Genomic DNA, 22,913 nt, shown 5'->3' on the forward strand with positions numbered 1-22,913 from the left:
GCCGACCAGTGTTATCCACATCCCTCATGTGGCAGCCGCGATATCCACAGGGCGAGCAAGCCACCGCGGCAGTAGCCTTTCCTCGTGAGCATCACCCACGAACGCCCGCCGAGGAACGCCACCGAATCCGACCAGCTGATGGGCTGGTTCCGCCTGCAGCGCGGCATCGTGCTGACCAAGTGCGCGGGTCTGAGTGACGCGGACGCGCACCGCAGCCTCATGCCGACGTCGCCGCTGATGACGGTGGCCGGCGTCGTGTCACACCTGCGCTGGGCCGAAGAACTCTGGTTCCGTGAAGTGCTGCTCGGCGAGACAGGCGTGGGGCGTGGCTTCCGCCCGGAAGATGACGGCGTCGAGGACGCAGAGTTCCGAGTGGACGGGATCCCGCTGGCCCAGCTTCTTGCCGAGTATGCCGAGGAAGCCGATCGGTCGGATGCGGCGATCGAGCGGGTCGGACTGGACGGAACCGGTTCCACCGCAATCCATTCCGTCGGTGATGCTTCCGTGCGCTGGATGGTGCTGCACATGCTGGAGGAGACCGCGCGGCACGCGGGTCACCTGGACATCATCCGTGAACGCCTGGACGGAGCCAAGGGCTACTACTGAGCCTCGCGCGACGAAATCACCGAGAACACCAGGGCATCGGAGACCTTGCCGCCGGACGTGAGGAAGCTGCGCAGGCGGCCCTCCTCCAGATAGCCGGCGCCACGCAGCACGCGCTGTGACGCGATGTTTTGGGGCACCACCCATGCCTCAAGTCGTTGCAGCCCAAGCGAATTCAGCGCCCACGGCGTCACCAGTCGCACCGCGGCCGCGGCGGCGCCACGCCCTCGCGCCGACGGCACGACCCAGTAGCCCAGACCTGCGACGCCTGGCTGTGGTCGCAGCGTCACCGCAACCAAGCCGACCGCCACGTCGGTCGTTGCGTCGACAATCGCCTGCGCAACTCCCGTGCCTGACTCGGCGCGGCTCCACTGGCGGCGGATGAAGGCAAGTCCGTCGTCGTGCGTGAATGCCGTTGGCACCGTTGTGCCGTCGACGATCCGCGGATCCGACGACGCCTCCCGGACGCAGTCGACGTCACCCTCTGACCAACGGCGTATGCCGATCCGACCATCGGTCAGAGCCGGCTCCGGATAAGGCAGCGCGCTCACTCCAGCATCGCCTTCGCCGCCGTAACGAAGACCGACAGCATGTGCTGATCGGGCTCGGACTCGGCCGCCTCCCACACGGCGTTGCACACCAGGCGCACGAAACTCCATGCGAGAGCGCGAGATTCGTCGATGCCAGCGGCTTCGGCGACGAGCCCCAGTCGCAGCCGCAGCTGCGTCCTCAAGCTGTATGACGCAGCCGCCTCGTCCCACCGGTTCCAGAGCACTGGCGCGACCGCGAACGTCCACTCGCCCGACAGCGGCTTGGGGTCGATCGCGAGCCAGGGCGCCCGTTCGGCGGCCAGCACGTTCTCGAAGTGCAGATCCTGGTGGATCAACCGGCCGTCGCAGCCCTCCCGCAGGTCGGTCATCATCCCGGCGGCCTGGTCGGTCATCCGGCGCGGGACGAGCGGAGAACCCTTGCGGCACTGCGCGATCCACCGATCCGTCTGTGCGCTCAGCAGATCGAACTGCGGCGACGCCGGCCGGTCGAGCTGCCGGAAGAGCCCGCCGATCTCCTCGCACGCCTCGAGCAACCCGATGGAGGTGAGGTCGCGATCGTGGGAGAGCGGTTCGAGCAGCATCGCCCAGTGCGCCGGGTCGGCGGCAAGCAGCCGCACCGCGCCCCGGCCGCCCCACTCCCGCAGGGCAAGGTGCTCCAGTCTCGCCTCGGAGTGCGGCCAGCTGACCTTGAGCACCACCGGCTCGCCGGCGCGGTGGCACGGCACCACCACCGCGCACACGCCGTGCCACACCGGCCCGTCGGCCACGAGGTCCCAGCGGTGGGCGAGTTCGGCCATGGTGCGCGGCAGTCCGCGCAGCCAGTCGTCACCCGTCAGGTCCGGTGCGCCGGGGCGGCCGGCCAGCGCGTCCCGGAAGTCGTCCGGCACCGCCGTGCCGAAGTCGGTCAGGTCGGCAGGTTCGCTCACGACGAGAGCCTGGGGAAGGCGGTCGGCGCCACTCCCCACTGCCACGCCAGGCCGACCGCGTCGGACCAGACCTGCGCGAGCCCGCCCAGTTGCGGCGCACGGCCTCGCACGTCGGTGACCTGGCTGGCCGCGGCGGACGCGACGTCGGTGAGCAGCCGTCGTGCGAGCGCCCGCCGGTTGTCCGGAGTCGTCGGCTGCACGGGCAGGGCGTAACCCGGCGGCTCGACCGGAGCGGCGGTCCCGGCGGCGGCCTCCCACGCGGCACGGGTCGCGGCAATGATCTTCAGCGCCGCGGCCGCGTCCTTGCGGTCCTTCACCGGCGTCTTGGCGGCCAGCACCTCGAAGCCGTACGTCGCGGTCCGCAGCGAGGGCAGCACCCCGAGCAGGACCTTCTGCTCCGGCAGCACCCGCCCGGCGAACTGTGCGGGTTTGCCGAGCACCCGGCACGCGGCGGCCTGCGACACCACCACGGCGACCGCCATCGGCAGGTTCGAAGCCGTCACCGACGCCACCGACGCCAGCGCTGCGGCGCCGGCCTGTTCGGTCGCGAGCAGGCCGGTCCCGGCCGGGGCTGCCGAGCCGGTGCGTGCCGTCATACCCTGCGTCGCCATCACCTCGGTCAGCCGCGTCGCCTGCTGCCCGTGTATGGCGGAAAGTCTCGGCCCCCACGCGGATTTGTCGGCGGTGGCTGCCGCCCGAGCCGCGGACGCCCGGTCGAGCAGCCCCTGCAGAGCGGCCTGGTCCGCGGGCGGGCCGGCGGTCTTGAGGCCCGGGATGTGAGGAGCGTCACGCTCCAACCGGATGCCGCAACCGGTGATTGTCAGCAGACTGGCACCCGCGGCACCGGTCAGCAGCGCTCGGCGCCGCAGCATCGCGCCGTCTCCCCGGTCTGGCATGCGCCTGATCTTGTCATGGGCGCCCCTGATCGCCCGACCGCGTCCCGGTGTTGCCACCGTCTCGCCCGCTGAGAACGCCGCATCATTATTTGACCGACACCTTTCCAAAATGCAAAGTTATGTCGGTGGCGACCAGAAGCAATGGCCAGTGGGCACTCGGCGAGCGTGAGCCGCTGAACCCCAACGAGGTCTTCAAGCAGGAGGACGACGGCCTCAGCGTGCGCGCGCGCATCGAGGACACCTATGCCCGTGAGGGATTCGCCTCGATCGACCCGACCGACCTGCGCGGCCGGATGCGCTGGTGGGGCCTCTACACCCAGCGCCGCGAAGGCATCCCGGGCGGACGCACCGCGACCCTGTCCCCGGAGGAGCTCGAGGCGCCCTATTTCATGATGCGGGTGCGCATCGACGGCGGTCAGCTCACCACCGAGCAGCTGCGCGTGATCGCCGGCATCTCGCAGGAGTTCGGCCGCGACACCGCCGACCTCACCGACCGGGAAAACGTCCAGTTCCACTGGATCGAGATCGAGAACGTCCCGGAGATCTGGCGGCGCCTGGAGGCGGTCGGCCTGGAGACCACCGAGGCCTGCGGCGACTGCACCCGCGTGGTGATGGGATCGCCGGTGGCCGGGTTGAGCGTCGACGAGGTGCTCGACGTGACGCCCGCGATCGAGGAGATCAACCGCCAGTATGTCGGCGACCCCGATCTGTCCAACCTTCCGCGCAAGTTCAAGAGCTCCATCGCCTGGCTGCCGGACGCGGCGCCCGAGATCAACGACGTGTCGTTCGTCGGGGTCCAGCACCCTGAGCTCGGGCCCGGCTTCGACCTGCTCGTCGGCGGTGGCCTCTCGACCAACCCGTTCCTCGCCGAGCGGCTCGGCGTCTTCGTCACGCTCGAGCAGGTGCCGGAGGTCTGGGTGTCGGTGGTGCGCATCTTCCGCGACTACGGCTACCGCCGGTCGCGCAACAAGGCGCGGATGAAGTTTCTGGTCGCCGACTGGGGCACCGAGAAGTTCCGGCAGGTGCTGGAGACCGAATACCTCAAGGCGCCCCTTCCGGACGGTCCCGCTGCGGTCAAGCCGCGGGCGACGATGGACCATGTCGGCGTCCACGACCAGCGGGGCGGCGGCAAGTACGTCGGCCTGACCGCGGTCGCCGGCCGGCTCAGCGGCTCCAAGCTGGAGGCGGTCGCCGATGCTGCCGAAGCGGCCGGTTCGCAGCGCGTCCGGCTGACGCCATACCAGAAGTTGATCGTGGCCGATGTGCGCGACGACGCCGTCGACGAACTCGTCGAGACGCTGGATGCCGTTGGTCTGAGCGCCAATCCGACGCCGTGGCGGCGCACGATTATGGCGTGCACCGGCGTCGAATACTGCAAGCTCGCGATCGTCGAGACCAAGGAACGCGCCCACTCCCTGCTGCCGGAGCTGGAGCGCCGCCTCGCCGACATCTCGCCGGACAACCCGATCTCGGTGCACCTCAACGGCTGCGCCAACTCGTGCGCCCGCATCCAGGTCGCGGACATCGGTCTCAAGGGTCAGATCGTCACCGACGACGACGGCAACCAGGTGGAGGGCTTCCAGGTGCACCTGGGCGGACGCCTCGGCCAGGAGGCCGACTTCGGCCGCAAGCTGCGTGGCCACAAGGTCACCTCGGCCGAGCTCGACGACTACATCGAGCGGGTGACCCGCAACTACGTCGCCGGGCACGCCGAGGGCGAGACCTTCTCCGAGTGGGCCGTGCGCGCCGACGAGGAGGCGTTGCGATGACGCTCACCGACACCCAGCTGCGCGACCTCGCCGAGCAGGGCGTGCGCGAGGTCGGTGACGCGTCCGCGCGGGAGGTGCTGCAGTGGGCGGTCGACTCCGGGTTGCGGCTCGCCGTGGCCGGCTCCATGCAGGACACCGTGCTGATCCACCTGGCCAGCACCGTCCTGCCCGGAGTCGACGTGCTCTTCCTCGACACCGGCTACCACTTCGCCGAGACCTTGCAGACTCGCGATCGCGTCGCTGAGCGCTACCGGGTCACGGTGCGCAACCTGACGCCTCGGCAGACCGTCGCCGAGCAGGACGCCGACTACGGCGTCGCCCTGCACGAGCGGGACCCCGACCTGTGCTGCGCGCTGCGCAAGACCCAGCCATTGGACGAGGCACTCGACGAATACGACGCGTGGGCAACGGGTTTACGCCGTGCGGAGTCCGAGAGCCGTCGCAACACCGCGACGGTCAGTTACGACGACCGTCGCGACAAGATCAAGCTCGCCCCACTGGCCGCGTGGACCGACGAGCACGTTGCGGCGTACATCGCCGAGCACGACCTGATCTCCAATCCGCTGCTCTCCCAGGGCTATCCGTCGATCGGCTGCGCTCCGTGCACCCGTCGCGTGCTCGCCGGCGAGGATGCGCGCGCCGGACGTTGGTCGGGCAGTGAGAAAACCGAGTGCGGGATTCACCTGTGAGCGCCGACCCGAGCGAGGACACGAACGCAGTGAGGCCCGCAGCGAGGGACAGAGGCGCGACAGAAGGCATGCGCGGGGTAGGTGCGGGGACGACCATCTGGCTGACCGGGCTGTCCGGCGCCGGGAAGTCGACGATCGCGGAGGCGCTGGCCGCCGAACTCGCCGAGGCGGGGGAGCGGGTGCAGATCCTCGACGGTGACGAGGTGCGCACCAATCTGTCTGCCGGACTTGGGTTTTCGCGGGAGGACCGTACGACGCACGTCACGCGTGTCGGGTTCGTCGCGGAGCTGCTGGCCCGGCACGGCGTCACCGTGATCGTGCCGGTCATCGCGCCGTATGCCGACGCCCGCGACCGGGTGCGTGCCCACCACGAGGCGCACGGCACCCCCTATCGCGAGGTGTATGTCGCCACCTCCCTGGAGGAGTGCCGCCGACGTGACGTCAAGGGCCTCTACGCCAAGTCAGCCTCCGGTGAGCTGACCGGCCTGACCGGTGTGGACGACCCCTACGAGCCGCCGGCCGCACCCGACCTCACCATCGACACCGCCCAGGTTGCCGTGCCCGCAGCAGTCGCCCGCATCCGCGGGCTGCTGCCCGACCTCCAGGAGTCCGCGTGAGCACCCCACGACGTTCCTCCCCCGCTCCGCTCCTCCGGATACTTCGAAGGGACCCCGCATGAGCATCCCACGAAGTTCCTCCCCCGCTTCGCTCCTCCGGATACTTCGAAGGGACCCCGCATGAGCATCCCACGAAGTTCCTCCCCCGCTTCGCTCCTCCGGATACTTCGAAGGGACCCCGCATGACCACCGTCATCCCCACCGCGACCGACGTGTCGCTGCGCGAGCTCGAAGCCGAGGCGATCGAGATCATCCGCGAGGTGGTCGCCGAATTCGACCGTCCCGCACTGCTGTTCAGCGGTGGCAAGGACTCCGCGGTGCTGCTGCACCTGGCCCGTAAGGCCGTCTGGCCGGCACCGCTGCCGATCACGCTGCTGCACGTCGACACCGGCCACAACCTGCCCGAGGTGCTCGACTTCCGCGACCAGGTCGTTGCCGAAGGCGGTCACCGGCTGGTCGTCGCCGAGGTCGAGAAGTGGCTGGCCGACGGCCGGCTCACCGAGCGCCCCGACGGCACGCGCAATCCGCTGCAGACCGTGCCGCTGCTCGACACGATCGCCGAGCAGCGCTTCGACGCCCTCCTCGGCGGCGCCCGCCGCGACGAGGACCGGGCCCGGGCCAAGGAGCGCATCTTCTCGGTGCGCGACGCGTTCGGCAGCTGGGACCCGCGCAAGCAGCGCCCCGAGCTGTGGCGCATCTACAACGGACGGCACGCTCCCGGCGAACACACCCGGGTCTTCCCGATCTCCAACTGGACCGAGCTCGACGTATGGCGCTACATCGCGGCCGAGAACGTCGCCCTGCCGAGCATCTACTACGCCCACGAGCGACCCGTCTTCCAGCGCGACGGCATGTGGCTCACGCCCGGCCCGTGGGGCGGCCCGCGCGGCTCGGAAACGCTGCAAACGCTCAGTGTTCGCTACCGCACCGTGGGTGACGGCTCGTGCACCGGTGCCGTCGAGAGCTCTGCCGGCACCATCGCCGAGGTCATCGAGGAGATCTCGGTCAGCACCCTCACCGAGCGCGGCGCCACCCGCGCCGACGACCGGCTCTCCGAGGCGGCCATGGAAGACCGCAAGCGGGAAGGCTACTTCTAAACATGACGATCACCGAGAGCACCGCCACCGACGTCGCCTCGCGTGACCAGCTGCGGCTGGTCATCGCCGGCTCCGTCGACGACGGCAAGTCCACCCTCGTCGGCCGCCTGCTGCACGACACCAAGTCGATCCTCGCCGACCAGTTCGAGGCGACGCTGCATGCCAGTCAGGGCCGCGGCGCCACCGAGATCGACCTCGCGCTGCTCACCGACGGCCTGCGTGCCGAGCGCGAGCAGGGCATCACCATCGATGTCGCCTACCGCTACTTCGCGACCCCGCGGCGCAGCTTCGTGCTCGCCGACACTCCCGGGCACGTGCAGTACACCCGCAACACCGTGACCGGTGCGTCCACCGCCGACGCAGCCGTCGTGCTGGTCGACGTGCGGGGCGGAGTCTCCGCGCAGACCCGCCGCCACGCGGCCGTGCTGTCGCTGCTGCGCGTCCCGCACGTGGTCTTCGCGATCAACAAGATGGACGCCGTCGACTGGTCGGAGGAGCGGTTCGCGCAGGTCGCCGACGACGTGCGCGACGTCGCCGCCCGAGTCGGGCTGTCCACGCCGGAGATCCTGCCGATCAGCGCACTCACCGGCGAGAACGTCGCCGCCCCCGGCCCGGACTGGTATGCCGGGCTGTCATTGCTCAGCGTGCTCGAGGAGTTGCCGACCCGCATCGCCGACGTCGACGAACCCTTCCGGCTGCCAGTGCAATTGGTGATCCGCCCGCGCACCACGGAGCACCCCGACTACCGGGGCCTGGCCGGTCGTGTCGCGTCTGGCTCGCTCAACGTCGGCGACACGGTCACGGCATACCCGAGCGGATCCAGTTCGGTGGTCGTCGGCATCGACGGCGCCACCGGCGAGCAGAGCCGCGCGACCGTCGGTGACTCGGTCACCGTGCGGCTGGCCGACGAGCTCGACGTCGCCCGCGGCGAGGTGCTCGCCACCACCGTGCCGATCCGCACCACCCAGCAACTCGACGCCGTCCTCACCTGGCTCGACGAGCGGCCGCCCACCCCGCGGCAGCGAGTGCTGGTCAAGGCCGGGACCAAGACCACCCGGGCGATGCTCGGCGTGACCCAAGGCGTCTGGAATGTCGACGAACTCTGTTGGCAGGACTCGTCGGCACCCTTGCAACTCAACGACATCGGCCGGGTGTCTGTGCAACTCGCCGAACCCGTCGCGGTCGACGACTACGCCGACCACCGGGCCACCGGTGCCTTCGTCGTCATCGACCCCGACACCGGCGCGACGCTCGCGGCCGGACTGACCGGCGCCGACCTCGGCGCGCTCACCACTCCCTGATCCCCCGAGGACTTCCCATGAACCGCAATCGCTCGGCGACCGTGCTCGCCGTGCCCGTCATCGCTGCGCTCGCGATCGCGTCGCTCAGCGGCTGCTCCCGCAGGGCCACCGCTGCCGACAACCAGACCCCGAGCACCACCAGCGCCGCCTCGACCCTGAGGCTCGGCTACTTCCCGAACATCACGCACGCCGTGCCCGTCCTCGGTGTCGCCGACGGCGTCTATCAGAAGGACCTCGGCTCCACCGCCCTCAAGACCCAGACGTTCAACGCCGGGCCGGCCGCCACCGAGGCCCTGCTCGCCGGGTCGATCGACGCGGTCTACCTCGGCCCCAACCCGGCGATCAACGCCTACGTCAAGACCAAGGGCGACGGCGTCCGCCTGATCGCCGGTGGTGCCTCCGGCGGGGCGTCACTCGTCGTCAAACCTGGCATCACCAGCGTGTCCCAGCTGGCCGGAAAGACCCTGGCCACACCGCAATTGGGCGGCACCCAGGACATCGCGCTGAAGTACTTTCTGAAGAAGAACGGCTTCACCGTCAACGGCTCCGGACCCAAGAACGTCAAGGTCGTCGCGCAGCAGAACGCCCAGACCCTGCAGCTCTTCCAGCAGGGTCAGATCGACGGCGGCTGGCTGCCCGAGCCGTGGGCGACCCGTCTGCAGGTGCAGGCCGGCGCCAAGACACTGGTCGACGAGAAGTCCCAGTGGCCCGGCGGGCAGTTCGTCACCACCAACCTGCTGGTCTCCACGACGTTCCTCAAGGAGCACCCGCAGACGGTCGAGGCTCTGCTCAAGGCACAGGTGCAGACCGTCCAGCAGATCAAGAAGGACCCGGCCGGATCGGCGACGCAGCTGGACGGCGCGCTCGCCAAGCTGACGGGCAAGCACCTGCCGAAGGGTGTGGCGGCAAAGGCGCTCGGCAACGTGCAGGTCGGCTGGGACCCGTATGCCGCGAGCCTGCAGCAGACCGCCGAGCACGCAGTGGCGGTGGGTCTGCTCAAGAAGCCCGACCTGGCCGGCATCTACGACCTGACCCCGCTCAACAACGTGTTGAAAGCCCAAGGTCTGCAACCAGTTTCGGATGCAGGGCTCGGCAAGAGGAGTGGCTCATGACCCTGGTCGACGAACGTTCCCCGCAGACGCAGGCTTCGCCCCGCGCGACCGTGCGTGGCGTGACGAAGGTCTTCAGTCAGGGCAACCAGGGCGTGACGGCGCTCGACGGCATCGACCTCGACGTCGCGCCGGGGGAGTTCGTCACCGTGCTGGGCGCATCCGGCTGCGGCAAGAGCACCCTGCTGCAACTGCTGGCCGGTCTCGACAAGCCGACCAGCGGCACGGTCGAGACGTCGTCGCAGCCGGCGCTGATGTTCCAGGAGTCCGCGCTCTTCCCGTGGCTGACCGCGGCCGGCAACATCGAGCTCGCCCTCAAACTGGCCGGGGTGCCGCGCAAGCAGCGCGCGGACCGCGTGCAGGAACTCCTCACGCTCGTCCGTCTCGGCTCCGCCGGCGAGCGCCGGGTGCACGAGCTCTCCGGCGGCCAGCGGCAGCGCATCGCGCTGGCCCGCAGCCTCGGCCAGGGCGCCGACCTGTTGCTGATGGACGAGCCGTTCGCCGCGCTCGACGCGATCACCCGCGACGTGCTGCACGAGGAGCTTGCCGATCTCTGGCAGCGCACCGGGATGAGCGTCGTCTTCGTGACCCACAACGTCCGGGAGGCGGTGCGGCTCGGACAACGCGTCGTGCTGCTCTCGTCGCGGCCCGGCCGGGTGCTGCGCACCTGGGACGTCGAACTCTCCCAGCCGCGCACGATCGAGGACCCCGGCGTCGGCGCACTCTCCGCCGAGATCACCGCTGCCCTGCGCCAGGAGATCAGCCGCCATGCCGCAGCCTGATCTGGTCGAGGACCGCCCCGAACTCTCCAGCGTCAGCGACGGTCTCGACGCGCTCGAGCAGGCGCCCCCGCGCCGGCGGCGCATCGACTGGACCGCGATCGTCGCGCCGATCCTGGTGCTCGCCGCGTTCATCGGCATCTGGCACTTCGTCTGGTGGACGGCCTGGAAGCCCGAGTCGACGCTGCCCTCACCGGCCACTGTCGGGCAGTCGCTCTGGCACTCGATCACCAACGGCACCGCCCTCGGAGCCGTCTGGACCAGCCTCAGCCGCGCGATCCTCGGCTTCGTCATCGCGGTCGTGCTCGGCACCGTCCTCGGCGTACTCGTCGGGCAATTCTCCTTGCTGCGCAAGGGTTTTCGGCCGATCCTGTCGGCGCTGCAGTCGCTGCCGTCGGTCGCCTGGGTGCCGTTCGCGATCATGTGGTTCGGCCTCAGCCCGGGCACGATCTACTTCGTGATCCTGATGGGCGCCGTGCCGTCGATCGCCAACGGCCTGATCGGTGGCCTCGACCAGACACCGCCGCTGCTGCGCAAGGCCGGCGTGGTCCTCGGGGCGGGACGGCTGCAGCTCATCCGCAAGGTGCTGCTCCCGGCGGCGCTGCCGACATACCTCACCGGGTTGAAGCAGGGGTGGGCCTTCTCCTGGCGGTCGCTGATGGCCGCGGAGGTCATCGTCGCCAGTCCCGACCTCGGCACCGGCCTCGGTCAGCTGCTGGAGAACGGCCGCGAGCTGCTCGACATGCCGTCGGTCATCAGCAGCATCTTCCTGATCCTGGTCGTCGGCGTGGTCGTCGAGCTCTGCGTCTTCGCGCCGATCGAACGCAAGGTCCTGCGCGACCGCGGCCTCGCCGCGAGCGGGCTCTAACCCGCCAGCCGGTCGAGCACGTCACTCCAGCCCTGCCGCAGGTCCGCCGGGTCGGTGTCGGCAGCGAGCTCGTGGGTAAGCGCGATGCGGGTGCCGTCGCCGTCCGGGCTGAACCGCACCCGCACGGTGTCCGGCGCGGCCGGGCCCGCACCGCCGAGCCAGATCCAGCTGAAGTCGAGCGCGTGCGGCCGGTCCACCCGGGTGAATTCACCGGTCGCGCCGATGCCGGCCGCCGCCGACTCGAAGCGGTAGCGCCCGCCCACCCCCGCCTCGATCTCGTATGACGTGTCGGGCAGTTGCGGCCACCACCAGGTCGCGAGTCCGGCGGGGGTCGTCCAGAGCTCCCACACCTCGCCGGGCGGGAGGGCGATCCGTCGGTCGAGCGAACAACTGGTCATCGGGCGCTCCTTGGCTGTGGTCCAGCGGGTCGAGCATGTCGAGCAGATGCGGTCGCCGGGCATGTCGGCGACCGCATCTACTATCCGCCCATGACCGCTGATCTGGTGCCCGGCTGCTACTCCTGCGACATCCAGGCGATGGAGCGGATTCCCGCGCGGGAGGACGTCGTGCACACCGACCACTGGCGGGCGGCCCTGGCGTTCAACAGCACGCTGCCGGGCTGGCTGGTGGTGGTGCCGGCGCGGCACGTCACGTCATACGCCGAGCTGAGCGAGGAGGCGGCGGCCGAGCTCGGCGGCCTGTTGCACCGGCTGAGCCGTGCGCTCGAGGAGGTGACCGGGTGCGTGAAGGTCTACCTGATGCAGTTCGCCGAGGCCGAGGGCTACAGCCACCTGCACGTGCACGTGGTGCCGCGGGCGGCCGACCACCCGCCCGAGGCGAAGGGGCCGCGGGTGTTCAGCTTCCTCGCCGACGACGAGGCCGACTGGTTCACCGAGTCCGACCGCGACGCGCTCGCGGCGCGCATCCGGGCGGCGTTGCCATGAGGCCGCTCACGGTATGGTGATCTCTCCCACTCGAGAACAGCAGGAGCCGAAGGTAGAGGTATGAGCGCCGACAGCCAGTCCGCCCGCACCGAGCGGATCGCTACCGACCTCACCGGGGTGCTGGCTCCGCTCGGTCTCGTGGTCGAGGACATCACCGTCATGCCCGCGGGCAAGCGCCGCCTCGTGCGGGTGCTGGTCGACCGGGAGTTTCCCGCAGACGCAGACCCGACGGCGCCCGTGCCGCCGCTCGATCTGGACCAGATCGCCGACGCGACCCGCGCGGTGAGCGACCGGCTCGACGAGACCGACGCGATGGGGGAGCAGCCCTACGTGCTCGAGGTGAGTTCGCCCGGCACCGACCGCCCGCTCACGCAGCCGCGGCACTTCCGGCGCAACGTCGGCCGGCTGGTCGAGGTCACCGCGGACGGCGCCGAGCCGGTCACCGGCCGCATCACCCGCGCCGACGACACCGGCATCACGCTGGCCGTCCCCGGGCAGAAGGGCGGCGCGGCGAGCGAGCAGGTAAGAACGTATGACGAAGGCCTGCGTGGCGCGGTGCAGGTCGAGTGGAACCGCAGCGACGACGCGCCGGCGAGCGGAGAGGGAGACGACGACTGATGGACATCGACATGGCCGCCCTGCGGGCACTGGAGCGCGAACGCGACATCCCGATGGACGTCATCGTGCCCGCGATTGAGCAGGCGCTGCTCACGGCATACCACCGGGAGGACGGCACCTTCCGCAACGCCCGGGTCGAACTCGACCGCAAGAGCGGACACGTCGTGGTCTGGGCGCGCGAGGACGCGCCGGTCGACGACGAGGGCAACCGCGGCGAGCCGGGCCCTGAGTTCGACGACACCCCGAGCGACTTCGGCCGGGTGGCTGCGGCGACCGCCCGCCAGGTCATCGTCCAGCGGATGCGCGACGTCGAGGACGAGGCGATCCTCGGGGACTTCCGCGGCCGTGAGGGCGACGTCGTGGCCGGCGTCATCCAGCAGTCGAGCGACCCGCACGCGGTGCACGTCGACTTCGGCACGGTCGAGGGCCTGCTGCCGTCGGCCGAGCAGGTGCCGGGGGAGCGCTACGTGCACGGCGAGCGGCTGCGCTGCTACGTCGTGAGCGTCAAGCGCGGCCCCAAGGGCCCGCAGATCATGCTGTCCCGCAAGCACCCCAACCTGGTGCGCAAGCTGTTCGCGCTGGAGGTGCCTGAGATCGCCGACGGCACCGTCGAGATCAAGGCACTCGCCCGCGAGGCGGGCCACCGCAGCAAGATCGCGGTCAAGGCGACCGTGCCCGGCGTCAACGCCAAGGGCGCCTGCATCGGCCCGATGGGTTCGCGGGTGCGTGCGGTGATGACCGAGCTGCACGGGGAGAAGATCGACATCGTCGACTACTCCGACGACCCGGCCGAGTTCATCGCCGCGGCCCTCTCACCGTCGCGGGTGCAGTCGGTCGAGATCGTCGACGACCGCGCGCGGTCGGCCCGGGTCGTCGTCCCCGACTTCCAGCTCAGCCTGGCCATCGGCAAGGAGGGGCAGAACGCCCGCCTGGCCGCGAAGCTGACCGGCTGGCGCATCGACATCCGGCCCGACACCGCGGCCGGTGGTTCCGGCGGGTCCGGGACGGCCGACCGGCTGCGGTAGGCTGTTCATGAGCGGTCGCACGCGAGACCGCCGCACCCCACACCTCACCGCGGGGCCGCACGCCGGCCTGCGCACCTGTGTGGGATGCCGGGCTCGCGACGAACGATCAGCGTTGCTGCGGGTGGTTGCACTCGACGGGAATGCCGGCACGACATACGACGTTTCGTCGGTCGAGCTGGTCCCCGACGAGCGTGGCCGGTTGCCGGGCCGGGGGGCTTGGCTCCATCCGTGCGCCGATTGCCTCGATCTGGCCGATCGGCGGCGTGCCTTTCCCCGGGCGCTGCGTCTGACCTCCCCGGTCGACGTGAGCCGGGTGCGGGACTGGATTTCGCAGCACGTGCGTGATCTGTAAGTGGTAACTGACCGAAAGCGGGTATGACGCTGATGAGCACCCGATGAGTACTCAGCGATGAAGCACCCCTAACTGGCGGTCCATGCTGCCCGGCTGACTCGGCCGGCTCGCCCGGACCGCCGCGATTCCAAGGAGAAGTGTGGCTAAGGTTCGGGTTCACGAGCTGGCGAAAGAGCTCGGAATGCCAAGCAAGGATTTGCTTGCGTACCTGAAGGAGCAGGGCGAGTTCGTCAAGACGGCGAGCTCCACCATCGAGGCTCCGGTGGTGCGCAAGATCAAGGAGAACCCGCCGGCCGGCGCGAAGCCCGGCGACGCGGAGGCTCCCGCGGCCAAGAAGGCCGCAGCGAAGAAGACCACGACGAGCGAGACGTCCAGCGGCGCGACCGCGACGACGACGCCTGCGCCCGGTCCTTCGCCCACCCCGGCACCGGCGAAGAAGGCCGCTGCCACCCCCGGTCCGAAGCCGGGCCCGAAGGCTGCCCCGGCTCCGGCGGAGAAGGCCGCGCCCGCCGCACCGGCGGCGTCTGCCCCTGCTGCCCCCGCCGCGTCCGCTCCGGCGGCCCCGGCACCGGCCCCCCCGCCGAAGGCGACCCCGGCACCTGCCGAGCCCGCCGCACCGGCGGCTCCCGCCGCGCGTGAGGGCGGCGGTCCCCGTCCGGGTCCGCGCCCGCGTCCGGGCGACGCGCAGCAGGGCGGCCGTCCCGCGGCCCGCGGCGGCAACGCCCCTCGTCCGGGTGGCGCACCGCGTCCGGGCAACAACCCGTTCTCGTCGAGTCAGGGCATGCGCTCCGGTTCGCCGCGCCCGGGCAACAACCCCTACTCCTCCAGCCAGGGCATGCCGCGTCCCGCCTCGGGCCGTGGCGGCGCCGCCGGTGCCGGTGGCCCGCGTCCGGGCGCCCCACGTCCGGCCGGTGCCGGTGCGGGTGGCCCGCGTCCCGGCGGCCCCCGTCCCAACCCGGGCATGATGCCCGACCGTGCGGCGGTGCGTCCGGGTGAGCGCCCGGCCCGCGGCGGCGGCCGTGGCGGTCCCGGCGGCGGTGGCCCCGGTGGCGGTGGACCGCGTGGTGGCGGCGGCTTCGGCGGTCGTCCCGGCGGCCGTGGCCCCGGTGGTCGTGGCGGCACCCAGGGTGCGTTCGGTCGAGGCGGCGGAAAGGTCCGCGGCCGCAAGTCCAAGCGCGCCAAGCGCCAGGAGTTCGAGCAGATGCAGGCGCCCACCATCGGTGGTGTGCAGGTGCCTCGCGGCGACGGGTCCACCGTCGTACGCCTGCGCCGCGGTGCCTCGCTCACCGACTTCGCCGACCGCATCGACGCCAACGCCGCGTCGCTGGTGACGGTGCTGTTCCACCTCGGTGAGATGGCGACCGCGACCCAGTCGCTCGACGAGGACACCTTCCAGCTGCTCGGTTCCGAACTCGGCTACGAGGTGCAGATCGTCTCCCCAGAGGACGAGGAGAAGGAGCTGTTCAACTCCTTCAACATCGACCTCGACGCCGAGGAGGACGACGAGAACCTCCAGCCGCGTCCGCCGGTGGTGACCGTCATGGGTCACGTCGACCACGGTAAGACCCGCCTGCTGGACGCCATCCGCCACGCCGACGTGCAGTCGAGCGAGGCCGGCGGCATCACCCAGCACATCGGTGCCTACCAGGTGCACGTCGACCACGAGGGCCAGGACCGCGCGATCACCTTCATCGACACCCCCGGTCACGAGGCGTTCACCGCCATGCGTGCCCGCGGTGCGAAGGTCACCGACATCGCGATCCTGGTGGTCGCCGCCGACGACGGCGTCATGCCGCAGACCATCGAGGCGCTCAACCACGCGCAGGCGGCCGACCTGCCGATCGTGGTGGCGGTCAACAAGGTCGACGTCGACGGGGCCAACCCGGCCAAGGTGCGTCAGCAGCTGACCGAGTACAACCTGATCGCCGAGGAGTACGGCGGCGACACCATGTTCGTCGACGTCTCGGCCAAGCAGGGCCAGAACATCGACGGGCTGCTCGAGGCCGTCCTGCTCACCGCGGACGCCGCGCTCGACCTGCGGGCCAACCCCGACCGCGACGCCCAGGGTGTCGCGATCGAGGCCAACCTGGACCGTGGCCGCGGCGCCGTCGCGACCGTGCTGGTCCAGTCGGGCACGCTGCGCGTCGGTGACGGCATCGTCGCCGGCACCGCACACGGCCGCGTCCGGGCGCTGCTCGACGAGCACGGCAACAACCTGCAGGAGGCGGGCCCGTCCCGTCCGGTGCAGGTGACCGGTCTGGCCTCGGTGCCGCGCGCCGGCGACACGTTCATCGTGGCGCCCGACGACCGCACCGCGCGGCAGATCGCCGAGAAGCGCGAGGCGGCCGACCGTCAGGCGTCGCTCGCCAAGGCCCGCAAGCGGATCAGCCTTGAGGACCTCAACGACGCGCTCGCGGCCGGCAAGGTCGAGACGCTCAACCTCATCCTCAAGGGCGATGTGTCCGGTTCGGTGGAGGCGTTGGAAGACGCCCTCATGCAGATCGACGTCGGCGACGAGGTCGACCTGCGCATCATCGACCGCGGCGTCGGTGCGATCACGATGAACAACATCAACCTTGCGGTGGCCTCCAACGCGGTGATCATCGGCTTCAACGTGCGAGCCGAGGGTCAGAACGCGGAGTACGCCGACAAGGAGGGCGTCGAGATCCGCTACTACTCGGTGATCTACCAGGCCATCGAGGAGATCGAGCAGGCGCTGAAGGGCATGCTCAAGCCGGAGTACGAAGAGGTCGAGCTCGGCACCGCCGAGATCCGCGAGATCTTCCGCTCCAGCAAGTTCGGCAACATCGCCGGTTCGCTGGTGCAGTCGGGTGAGATCAAGCGCGGCTCGAAGGCGCGGATCACCCGTGGCGGCACGGTCATCTCGGAGAACGTCGAGATCACCGGTCTGCGCCGGTTCAAGGACGACGTTACCGAGGTCCGCGAAGGCTACGAGTGCGGTATCAACCTCGGGTCGTACAACGACCTGCAGATCGGTGACCTGATCGCGACCTACGAGATGCGCGAGAAGCCCCGCGACTGACCCCCCTCCGTCGAGAGGCTCAGTAATCGCCGAGAGGCCCACATATTCGCTCCCCGAGGGGGCGAATATGTGGGCCTCTCGCCGTTAAGTGGTCCTCTCGGCGGGGAGGGGCCGCGCTCGTGGTGAGGGCGGCCCCTTTCCCGCTACCGCTCCTCGAGCGCGGCGATGATGCGCGGGCGCAGTTCGGTGCCCTCGATCACCGCGTCCACCGAGCCGACCTGCACCGCGCGGTGGATGTCGTGCTTGCGGTCGAACTCGGTCGCCACCTCGGACAGCTTCTCGCTGCGCACCTCCTGGCGCACCTGCGCCAATTCGGTTGCCAGCGAAGCGCGTTCGGACTCGGAGGCCGCGGTGAGGCGCTGCTGCAGGTCGCGCACCCGCGGGTCCTGCGCGGTGCGGGCGTCCACGTCGCGGGTGAAGACGACGGCCGCAGCAGGCGCGCCGCCGATCACCGACGCGAACGAACCCTCGACCGCGAGCACCGTCATACGGGGATTGAGGGTCTTGGAGAAGACCACGAACGCGCCACCGTGGTAGCGGGAGATCACGCAGAACACGATCGGGCCGTCGAAGTTGACGATCGCCCGGCCGATCTCGGCGCCGTACTCCAGTTGCACGCTGCGCATCGACTCCGGTGAGCCGTCGAAGCCGGACAGGTTGGCCAGGACGACGACCGGCCGCACACCGCTGGCCGCGTTGATCGCGCGGGCGGTCTTCTTCGACGACTTCGGGAAGAGCGTGCCGCCGGTGTAGACGTCCGGGCCGTCCGTGGGCGGGAAGCCCCGCCGTGGGGTCGGCTTCGACTCGATTCCGATCAGGGTGACCGGGATGCCGCCGAGGTGCGCGTCCCACACCACGGAGGTCTCGGCGTCCGCCATGCCGGCCCAGCGCTCCAGCGTCTCGTGGTCCTGGTCGGCGAGTGCCGCCATCACGGTGCGTATGTCGAAGGGCTTCTTGCGGTCGGGGTTGGCGGTGGCGGAGAAGATGTCGCCGACCGTGCTGAACCCGGCGTCGGCCGGATCGTGCGGGTAGCCCGTCACGTCGCGGTCGACCGGGTCGGTCGTCGTCGCCCGCCGGGGACCGGACTCGCCGGGCGCGGCGTAGGTGTGGTCGTAGTGGGTCATCAGGATGCGGTGCGCACCCGCGAGATCCGCCGCCCAATATTGCGCCTGGCCGTTCGGGCCCATGACCCGGTCGTAGCCGCCGATGCCGTAGTTGTCCTCGGCGGACACGCCACCGGAGAAGTCCAGCGACTGCTTGCCGGTCAGCACCATCGCGCTGTCGGGTGTCATCACCAGCACACCCTTGGTGTGCATCAGCATCGTCGCCTCGGCGTTCCAGTAGGGCTGCGCGCCGACGTTGATGCCGGCGACCACGATGTTGATCTCGCCGCCGTCCTGGGTGAACTCCACGATCCGCTTGAGCGCCTTGGCCACCCAGTCCATGTTCTCGGTGCCGGACTCCATCGAGATGCGGGCGCCCGCGGACACGGCATACCACTCGATCGGCACCGCCAGCTCGTCGGCGAGGTCGATGGCGGCGATGACCCGGGCGCACTCGGCCTCCGACAGGGCACCGAGCGCGCGCAGCGGATCTCCGCACAGCAGCACGCGCTTGACGCCTTCGGGGTAGCGCTCGGTCGGCGTGCTCACGACCGCGGCGACGATGCCGGCCTTGTTGAGCCCGGCCGGCCGGTCCACCGGGGCCAGGCGGCCGGTGTCGTCCAGGTCGTACTCGGCGACCTCGCCGTCCGGGCCGGCGAGCATCCGGAAGAGCTCATAGGGGTAGACGGTGCCGCGGGACCTCGCGCGGGCGACCTTGCGGTCGTAGTCGTCCAGCGGGCGCAGGCGCTCGGTCGGCCGGCCGCCGAGCGAGGACACCACACCGGACCCCGGCTCGAAGTGGAAGCTGGCCGAGACCGCCTCGGGACCGGTTGGGAACGCCACGGTGCCGTCCACGACGACCTCTTCGACGCCAGCCCGCGCGGTGACCGGGGCGATCCGGTCCTTGAGCGAGGTGAGCTGGTCCAGGTCGGCCTCGATGGTGGGCCAGATGTGCACCCACACGTAGTTCATGTCGTAGACCGCGTTGCCCTCGGCGCGCACGCGGCGAATCGCCTCCAGGCAGTTGGAGATCGCGCGCTCGGCGTGGGGCAGGCCGGTGACCTGACCGGTCTCGTCGGTGGTGACGGTCAGCTGGCGCACCTGGGCCAGTGCGACGAGCCGCTTGTCCGACTCGTTGTCGCGCGCGACGCAGCGGTAGAGCAGCACGTCCTCGGGGGCGTCGAGCCGCGTGATGTCGAAGTCCCGCAGACGCCACAGGTTGAGCCGGCGCCCGACCATCGGGTGCACGCCGCGCACCAGCGCGTCCTCGGCGAGTGAACCGTCGTCCTGCGGCCGGAAGATGAAGTAGCCGACCGGCTTCCCGCCGCCGGGGGAGACCGCGACCGACACCCGTCGTACGTCGTGGGCGAAACCGAGTGGCTCGAGCAGGGCGCGGAGCGCCTCGGAGGCGTCGTCGGCCGACTCCGGAGCTTCGGGCCACGCAAGGTAGAGGTCGACGACGCTCTGCGAACCGGACGGCGTCGCCGCCACTTGCCCGGTGACCGCGTCCACCAGGTCGCTGCCGGGCTGGAGCTCGGAGACGCGCCCGATCGTGGACACCACGTGCGTCGGACGGTCGTCGAGCACATAGTCGGCGGACGCGAACGGCCTTGAGCCGACTGCGGATTCGCGCAGGTCATGCATGTCGTAGCCGCGGTAGTGGCGTTTGATGAGCACGGCGAGCATCGGCTCGTCCGGGGGCAGTGCCGGGCCGTCGATGCGCTCGGCGAGGAACCGCACCAGCTGCTCCGGTATGGCCGCCAGCTCGTCGGTGCGGCGGTCCCGCTCGGGGCCGGCCAGCATGCCGGTGATGTCGGCGAGTTCGTCGCGCACCTGGCCGAGCACCACGGCCCGCTCGGCGTCGACGGCCGGCTGGTCGAACCAGCGGAAGCGGACACTACGGGCGAGGTCACCGATCGCCGGGAAACGCAGCTGGGTGGCCCACACCAGCCGGTCCAGCACGTCGCGCACGGCGGCTCCCGACTCCGGTGCCGGCGGCGGCTGGGCGATCCACTGCTGCAACAGCGCGGTCACCAGTTGCACGTCCGGCGCGGTGCGCTGCTGGGTCAGGAAGATCCGGAAGACCGCCGATTCCAGGTCGGGCGTGCGGTCCAGGGAGGTGACGCCGTAGTGACCGAGCACGCGCAGGAGCCGGTCGCGGAAGGCATCCGGCAGCGCGGCGCGGTCGGGGTCGAGGCTCTGCAGGTAGGCGTGGTAGTGCTCGCGAGGGCTGTGCACCCGGTCGTCGAGGTTCTGGTCGTCGTCGGCCGGGCGGTTGCGGGACAGATCAGCGAAGTCGGCGAACGTGCCGAGCAGCGAGATCTCTTCGTCGATGGTCGAAAAACCTTGTGCCGCAGCGGCATCGCGCAGCGTGAGGTAGTCGGCGAGGGCGCGTCCCTCGTCGCGCGGGTCGACGTCGTAGCCGAGCAGCATCGACGTCAGATCGCCGGTGAGTCGCTCCGCGTGACGCGCCGGGTCGCTGTCGGAGGAGGCGGCGGGCAGGTCGAGGTCGACTGCGGCACTGTCGCCGGCACCAGCCCCAGCACCGTCACCGGCCGTCTCCTCGGCCTCGCCGAGCGGCTCGAGCCGCACGAGCGGCGCGCCGGTCTCGACCTGGCCACCGGAGGCGACCAGCAGCTCCTTGACGCGGGCCGGGAAGGGCGCCGGGAGCACGGTCTCCATCTTCATCGACTCGAGCACGACGACCGGTGCGCCCTGCTCGACCTCGGTGCCGACCGGCGCGGGTGTTGCGACGACGAGCGCCGGTGCGGGAGAACGCAATACGCCGCCCTCGTCGATGCTGATGCGGTGGGCGACGCCGTCGACCTCGATGAGCTGCACCGGCCCGTGACTGGCCGACGTGACCCGGTGCGCGCGGTCGCCGACGGTCACCCGGCTCTTGAAGTCGTCGAGCTGCTCGACGTCGGCGTCGACCGTCTGCTCGGTGCCGCCGGTCGCGATCGTGACGCGGAAGCGGTGCGGCCCGATGCGTGACACCGTCAACTTGTAGGACGTGCCGCGCAGCTTGAGGTCGATCGTGCGACCGCCCTTGTGCTGCACCTGCGGCCGGCCGCCGCGCGCGGTCTCCAGCAACCGGGCGCGCTCGACCGACTCGTGGAGCTCATATGCCTGAATCCCCGCTGCCACCAGGGCGATTCCCGAGTAGCGGTGCGCGACGAGACCACCCGCGGCGCGGGTGCGGTCGATCCAGCCGGTGTCGGCCGAACCGTCGATCACCTCGGGTGCGTCGAGCAGGTCGAGCACGAAACTCTTGTTGGTCGCGCCGCCGTCGATCACGACGGTGGTCTCGCCCATCGCCCGCCGCAGCCGGGCGAGTGCCTCGTCCCGGTCGCGCCCGAACGCGATGATCTTGGCGATCATCGAGTCGAAGTCGGCCGGGATCGAATCTCCTTCGGCCACACCCGTGTCCACCCGTATGCCGGGGCCCGCGGGCAGATCGAGCCGCGAGATGTGGCCGGGCGACGGGGCGAAGTCGCGGTCGGGGTCCTCGGCGTTGAGCCGCGCCTCGACGGCATGGCCCTTCTCGGCCGGCTTGTCGCCCTCGAGGCGACCGCCGGACGCCACGTGCAGTTGCAGCCGCACCAGGTCCGTGTCGGTGGTGACCTCGGTGATCGGGTGCTCCACCTGCAGCCGGGTGTTGACCTCCAGGAAGGCAAAACGCCGGTCCTGCGGGTGGTAGAGGAACTCCACGGTGCCGGCCCCGGCATACCCGACGGCGACGGCGAGGCGCTCGGCACTGGCCTTCAGCTCGGCGGTCTGCGTCTCGTCGAGCAGGGGGGAGGCCGACTCCTCGATGATCTTCTGGTTGCGCCGCTGCACCGAGCAGTCGCGCACGCCGATGGCCCAGGCGGTGCCCTGCCCGTCGGCGATGACCTGCACCTCGACGTGCCGGGCGCCGGTGACCAGCTGCTCGAGGAACACCACGCCCGAGCCGAAGGCGCGCTCGGCCTCGTCGCGGGTGCGCTCGTAGGCGTCGGTGAGCTCCGCGTCCGAGGTGACCTTGCGGATGCCGCGACCGCCGCCGCCCGCGGTCGCCTTGAGCATCAGCGGGTAGCCGATCCGGGCGGCCGCGGCCTTCGCGTCCTCCAGGGTGTCGACGCCGCCGCGGCTCCACGGCGCGACCGGCACGCCGACCTCCTCGGCGATCAGCTTGGAGCCGATCTTGTCGCCGAGCTTGCGCATCGCCTCCGGGCTCGGTCCGATGAAGGTCACGCCGATGCGCTCGCACATCGCGGCGAAGTCGGCGTCCTCGGCGACGAAACCCCACCCGACCCAGGCGGCGTCGGCGCCGCTGTCGCGCAGCGCACGCTCGAGCAGCGCGTGGTCGAGATAGGGGCGGGCCGACGCCGGACCGAGGTTGACCGCGAGGTCCGCCTCGCGCACGAACATCGCCTGCCGTTCGCCCTCGGTGTGCAGTGCCACCGTCTCGATGTAGTGCCCGTCCCGGCCCGCCTGCGCGTTGAGGTCACGGACGGCATGGATGAGTCGCATCGCGGCTTCACCGCGGTTGACGATGGCAATACGCGAGAACATCGCGGGTGGTTACCTCCGGGTCGGTTCGGCGACGGCGTCGGTCGCCAGGAGCCAAGGTTCTCAGGGTCG

General features: G+C 70.6%; 19 protein-coding genes. 14 read left to right on the forward strand and 5 right to left on the reverse strand.

The annotated features are described in order from the left end of the window. The first annotated feature begins 84 nt into the window (after positions 1 to 84). A complete protein-coding gene (locus HJ588_RS13905; protein ID WP_212755938.1) occupies positions 85 to 606 on the forward strand; it encodes a mycothiol transferase in 522 nt (173 codons plus the stop codon). Here the strand turns inward: HJ588_RS13905 and HJ588_RS13910 are convergent. The 3 genes from HJ588_RS13910 to HJ588_RS13920 are packed head-to-tail and all read right to left on the reverse strand — an operon-like array spanning position 600 to position 2,976. Beyond that, the gene (locus HJ588_RS13910) at positions 600 to 1,154 is read right to left on the reverse strand and encodes a GNAT family N-acetyltransferase (RefSeq protein WP_212755940.1); all 555 of its coding nucleotides are present in this window, start codon (positions 1,152 to 1,154) and stop codon (positions 600 to 602) included. The two genes, HJ588_RS13905 and HJ588_RS13910, sit on opposite strands and share 7 nt — an antisense overlap. Further along, positions 1,151 to 2,080 (reverse strand): aminoglycoside phosphotransferase family protein, encoded by a 930-nt coding sequence (locus tag HJ588_RS13915; RefSeq protein WP_171156557.1) that lies wholly within the window; start codon positions 2,078 to 2,080, stop codon positions 1,151 to 1,153. The genes HJ588_RS13910 and HJ588_RS13915 overlap by 4 nt, the downstream gene beginning before the upstream one ends. Then, the gene (locus HJ588_RS13920) at positions 2,077 to 2,976 is read right to left on the reverse strand and encodes a DUF4439 domain-containing protein (RefSeq protein WP_171156559.1); all 900 of its coding nucleotides are present in this window, start codon (positions 2,974 to 2,976) and stop codon (positions 2,077 to 2,079) included. Before HJ588_RS13920 ends, HJ588_RS13915 begins: the two co-directional genes overlap by 4 nt. 119 nt (positions 2,977 to 3,095) lie before the next feature. On the opposite strand from HJ588_RS13920, the gene HJ588_RS13925 reads away from it, so the two are divergent. From HJ588_RS13925 to HJ588_RS13960, 8 genes are all read left to right on the forward strand, one after another. Next, the gene (locus HJ588_RS13925) at positions 3,096 to 4,745 is read left to right on the forward strand and encodes a nitrite/sulfite reductase (RefSeq protein WP_171156562.1); all 1,650 of its coding nucleotides are present in this window, start codon (positions 3,096 to 3,098) and stop codon (positions 4,743 to 4,745) included. After that, a complete protein-coding gene (locus HJ588_RS13930) occupies positions 4,742 to 5,434 on the forward strand; it encodes a phosphoadenylyl-sulfate reductase (protein WP_171156564.1) in 693 nt (230 codons plus the stop codon). Before HJ588_RS13925 ends, HJ588_RS13930 begins: the two co-directional genes overlap by 4 nt. Positions 5,435 to 5,502: 68 nt before the next feature. After that, positions 5,503 to 6,051, forward strand: coding sequence for an adenylyl-sulfate kinase (gene cysC / locus HJ588_RS13935; protein WP_171156566.1), 549 nt, complete (start codon positions 5,503 to 5,505; stop codon positions 6,049 to 6,051). 182 nt (positions 6,052 to 6,233) lie between these two features. Then, positions 6,234 to 7,148: a sulfate adenylyltransferase subunit CysD gene (gene cysD / locus HJ588_RS13940; RefSeq protein ID WP_171156568.1), complete on the forward strand. Its 915-nt coding sequence runs from the start codon at positions 6,234 to 6,236 to the stop codon at positions 7,146 to 7,148. A 2-nt stretch (positions 7,149 to 7,150) separates the two neighbouring features. Next, positions 7,151 to 8,449, forward strand: coding sequence for a sulfate adenylyltransferase subunit 1 (locus tag HJ588_RS13945; protein WP_171156570.1), 1,299 nt, complete (start codon positions 7,151 to 7,153; stop codon positions 8,447 to 8,449). Between the two features lie 17 nt (positions 8,450 to 8,466). Then, positions 8,467 to 9,561 carry an ABC transporter substrate-binding protein gene (locus HJ588_RS13950; RefSeq protein WP_171156572.1) on the forward strand — a complete coding sequence of 365 codons (1,095 nt, stop codon included), beginning with the start codon at positions 8,467 to 8,469 and terminating at the stop codon, positions 9,559 to 9,561. After that, positions 9,558 to 10,340, forward strand: a complete 783-nt coding sequence (locus HJ588_RS13955; protein ID WP_171156574.1) for an ABC transporter ATP-binding protein — start codon at positions 9,558 to 9,560, stop codon at positions 10,338 to 10,340. Before HJ588_RS13950 ends, HJ588_RS13955 begins: the two co-directional genes overlap by 4 nt. After that, complete coding sequence (locus HJ588_RS13960) at positions 10,327 to 11,205, forward strand: ABC transporter permease (RefSeq protein WP_171156576.1); 879 nt, start codon at positions 10,327 to 10,329, stop codon at positions 11,203 to 11,205. The genes HJ588_RS13955 and HJ588_RS13960 overlap by 14 nt, the downstream gene beginning before the upstream one ends. Here the strand turns inward: HJ588_RS13960 and HJ588_RS13965 are convergent. Then, complete coding sequence (locus tag HJ588_RS13965; RefSeq protein WP_171156578.1) at positions 11,202 to 11,603, reverse strand: SRPBCC family protein; 402 nt, start codon at positions 11,601 to 11,603, stop codon at positions 11,202 to 11,204. The genes HJ588_RS13960 and HJ588_RS13965 overlap by 4 nt on opposite strands. Positions 11,604 to 11,693: 90 nt before the next feature. Between HJ588_RS13965 and HJ588_RS13970 the strand changes: the two genes are divergently transcribed. The 5 genes from HJ588_RS13970 (at position 11,694) to infB (ending at position 17,187) form a co-directional block, all read left to right on the forward strand. After that, positions 11,694 to 12,149 (forward strand): HIT family protein, encoded by a 456-nt coding sequence (locus tag HJ588_RS13970; RefSeq protein WP_171156580.1) that lies wholly within the window; start codon positions 11,694 to 11,696, stop codon positions 12,147 to 12,149. A gap of 60 nt (positions 12,150 to 12,209) precedes the next feature. Continuing rightward, on the forward strand, positions 12,210 to 12,767 hold the full coding sequence (gene rimP / locus HJ588_RS13975) for a ribosome maturation factor RimP (protein WP_171156583.1): 558 nt from the start codon (positions 12,210 to 12,212) through the stop codon (positions 12,765 to 12,767). Beyond that, a complete protein-coding gene (gene nusA / locus HJ588_RS13980) occupies positions 12,767 to 13,792 on the forward strand; it encodes a transcription termination factor NusA (protein ID WP_171156585.1) in 1,026 nt (341 codons plus the stop codon). Before rimP ends, nusA begins: the two co-directional genes overlap by 1 nt. 121 nt (positions 13,793 to 13,913) lie before the next feature. Continuing rightward, positions 13,914 to 14,144, forward strand: coding sequence for a YlxR family protein (locus tag HJ588_RS13985; protein ID WP_343036732.1), 231 nt, complete (start codon positions 13,914 to 13,916; stop codon positions 14,142 to 14,144). Positions 14,145 to 14,283: 139 nt separating this feature from the next. Continuing rightward, positions 14,284 to 17,187 (forward strand): translation initiation factor IF-2, encoded by a 2,904-nt coding sequence (gene infB / locus HJ588_RS13990; RefSeq protein ID WP_171156589.1) that lies wholly within the window; start codon positions 14,284 to 14,286, stop codon positions 17,185 to 17,187. Between the two features lie 143 nt (positions 17,188 to 17,330). Here the strand turns inward: infB and HJ588_RS13995 are convergent, their stop codons facing one another. Continuing rightward, positions 17,331 to 22,844, reverse strand: a complete 5,514-nt coding sequence (locus tag HJ588_RS13995; RefSeq protein ID WP_171156591.1) for an ATP-binding protein — start codon at positions 22,842 to 22,844, stop codon at positions 17,331 to 17,333. Positions 22,845 to 22,913: the final 69 nt, after the last annotated feature.

The sequence above is a fragment of the Flexivirga aerilata genome (genome assembly GCF_013002715.1).
GTDB lineage: Bacteria > Actinomycetota > Actinomycetes > Actinomycetales > Dermatophilaceae > Flexivirga > Flexivirga aerilata.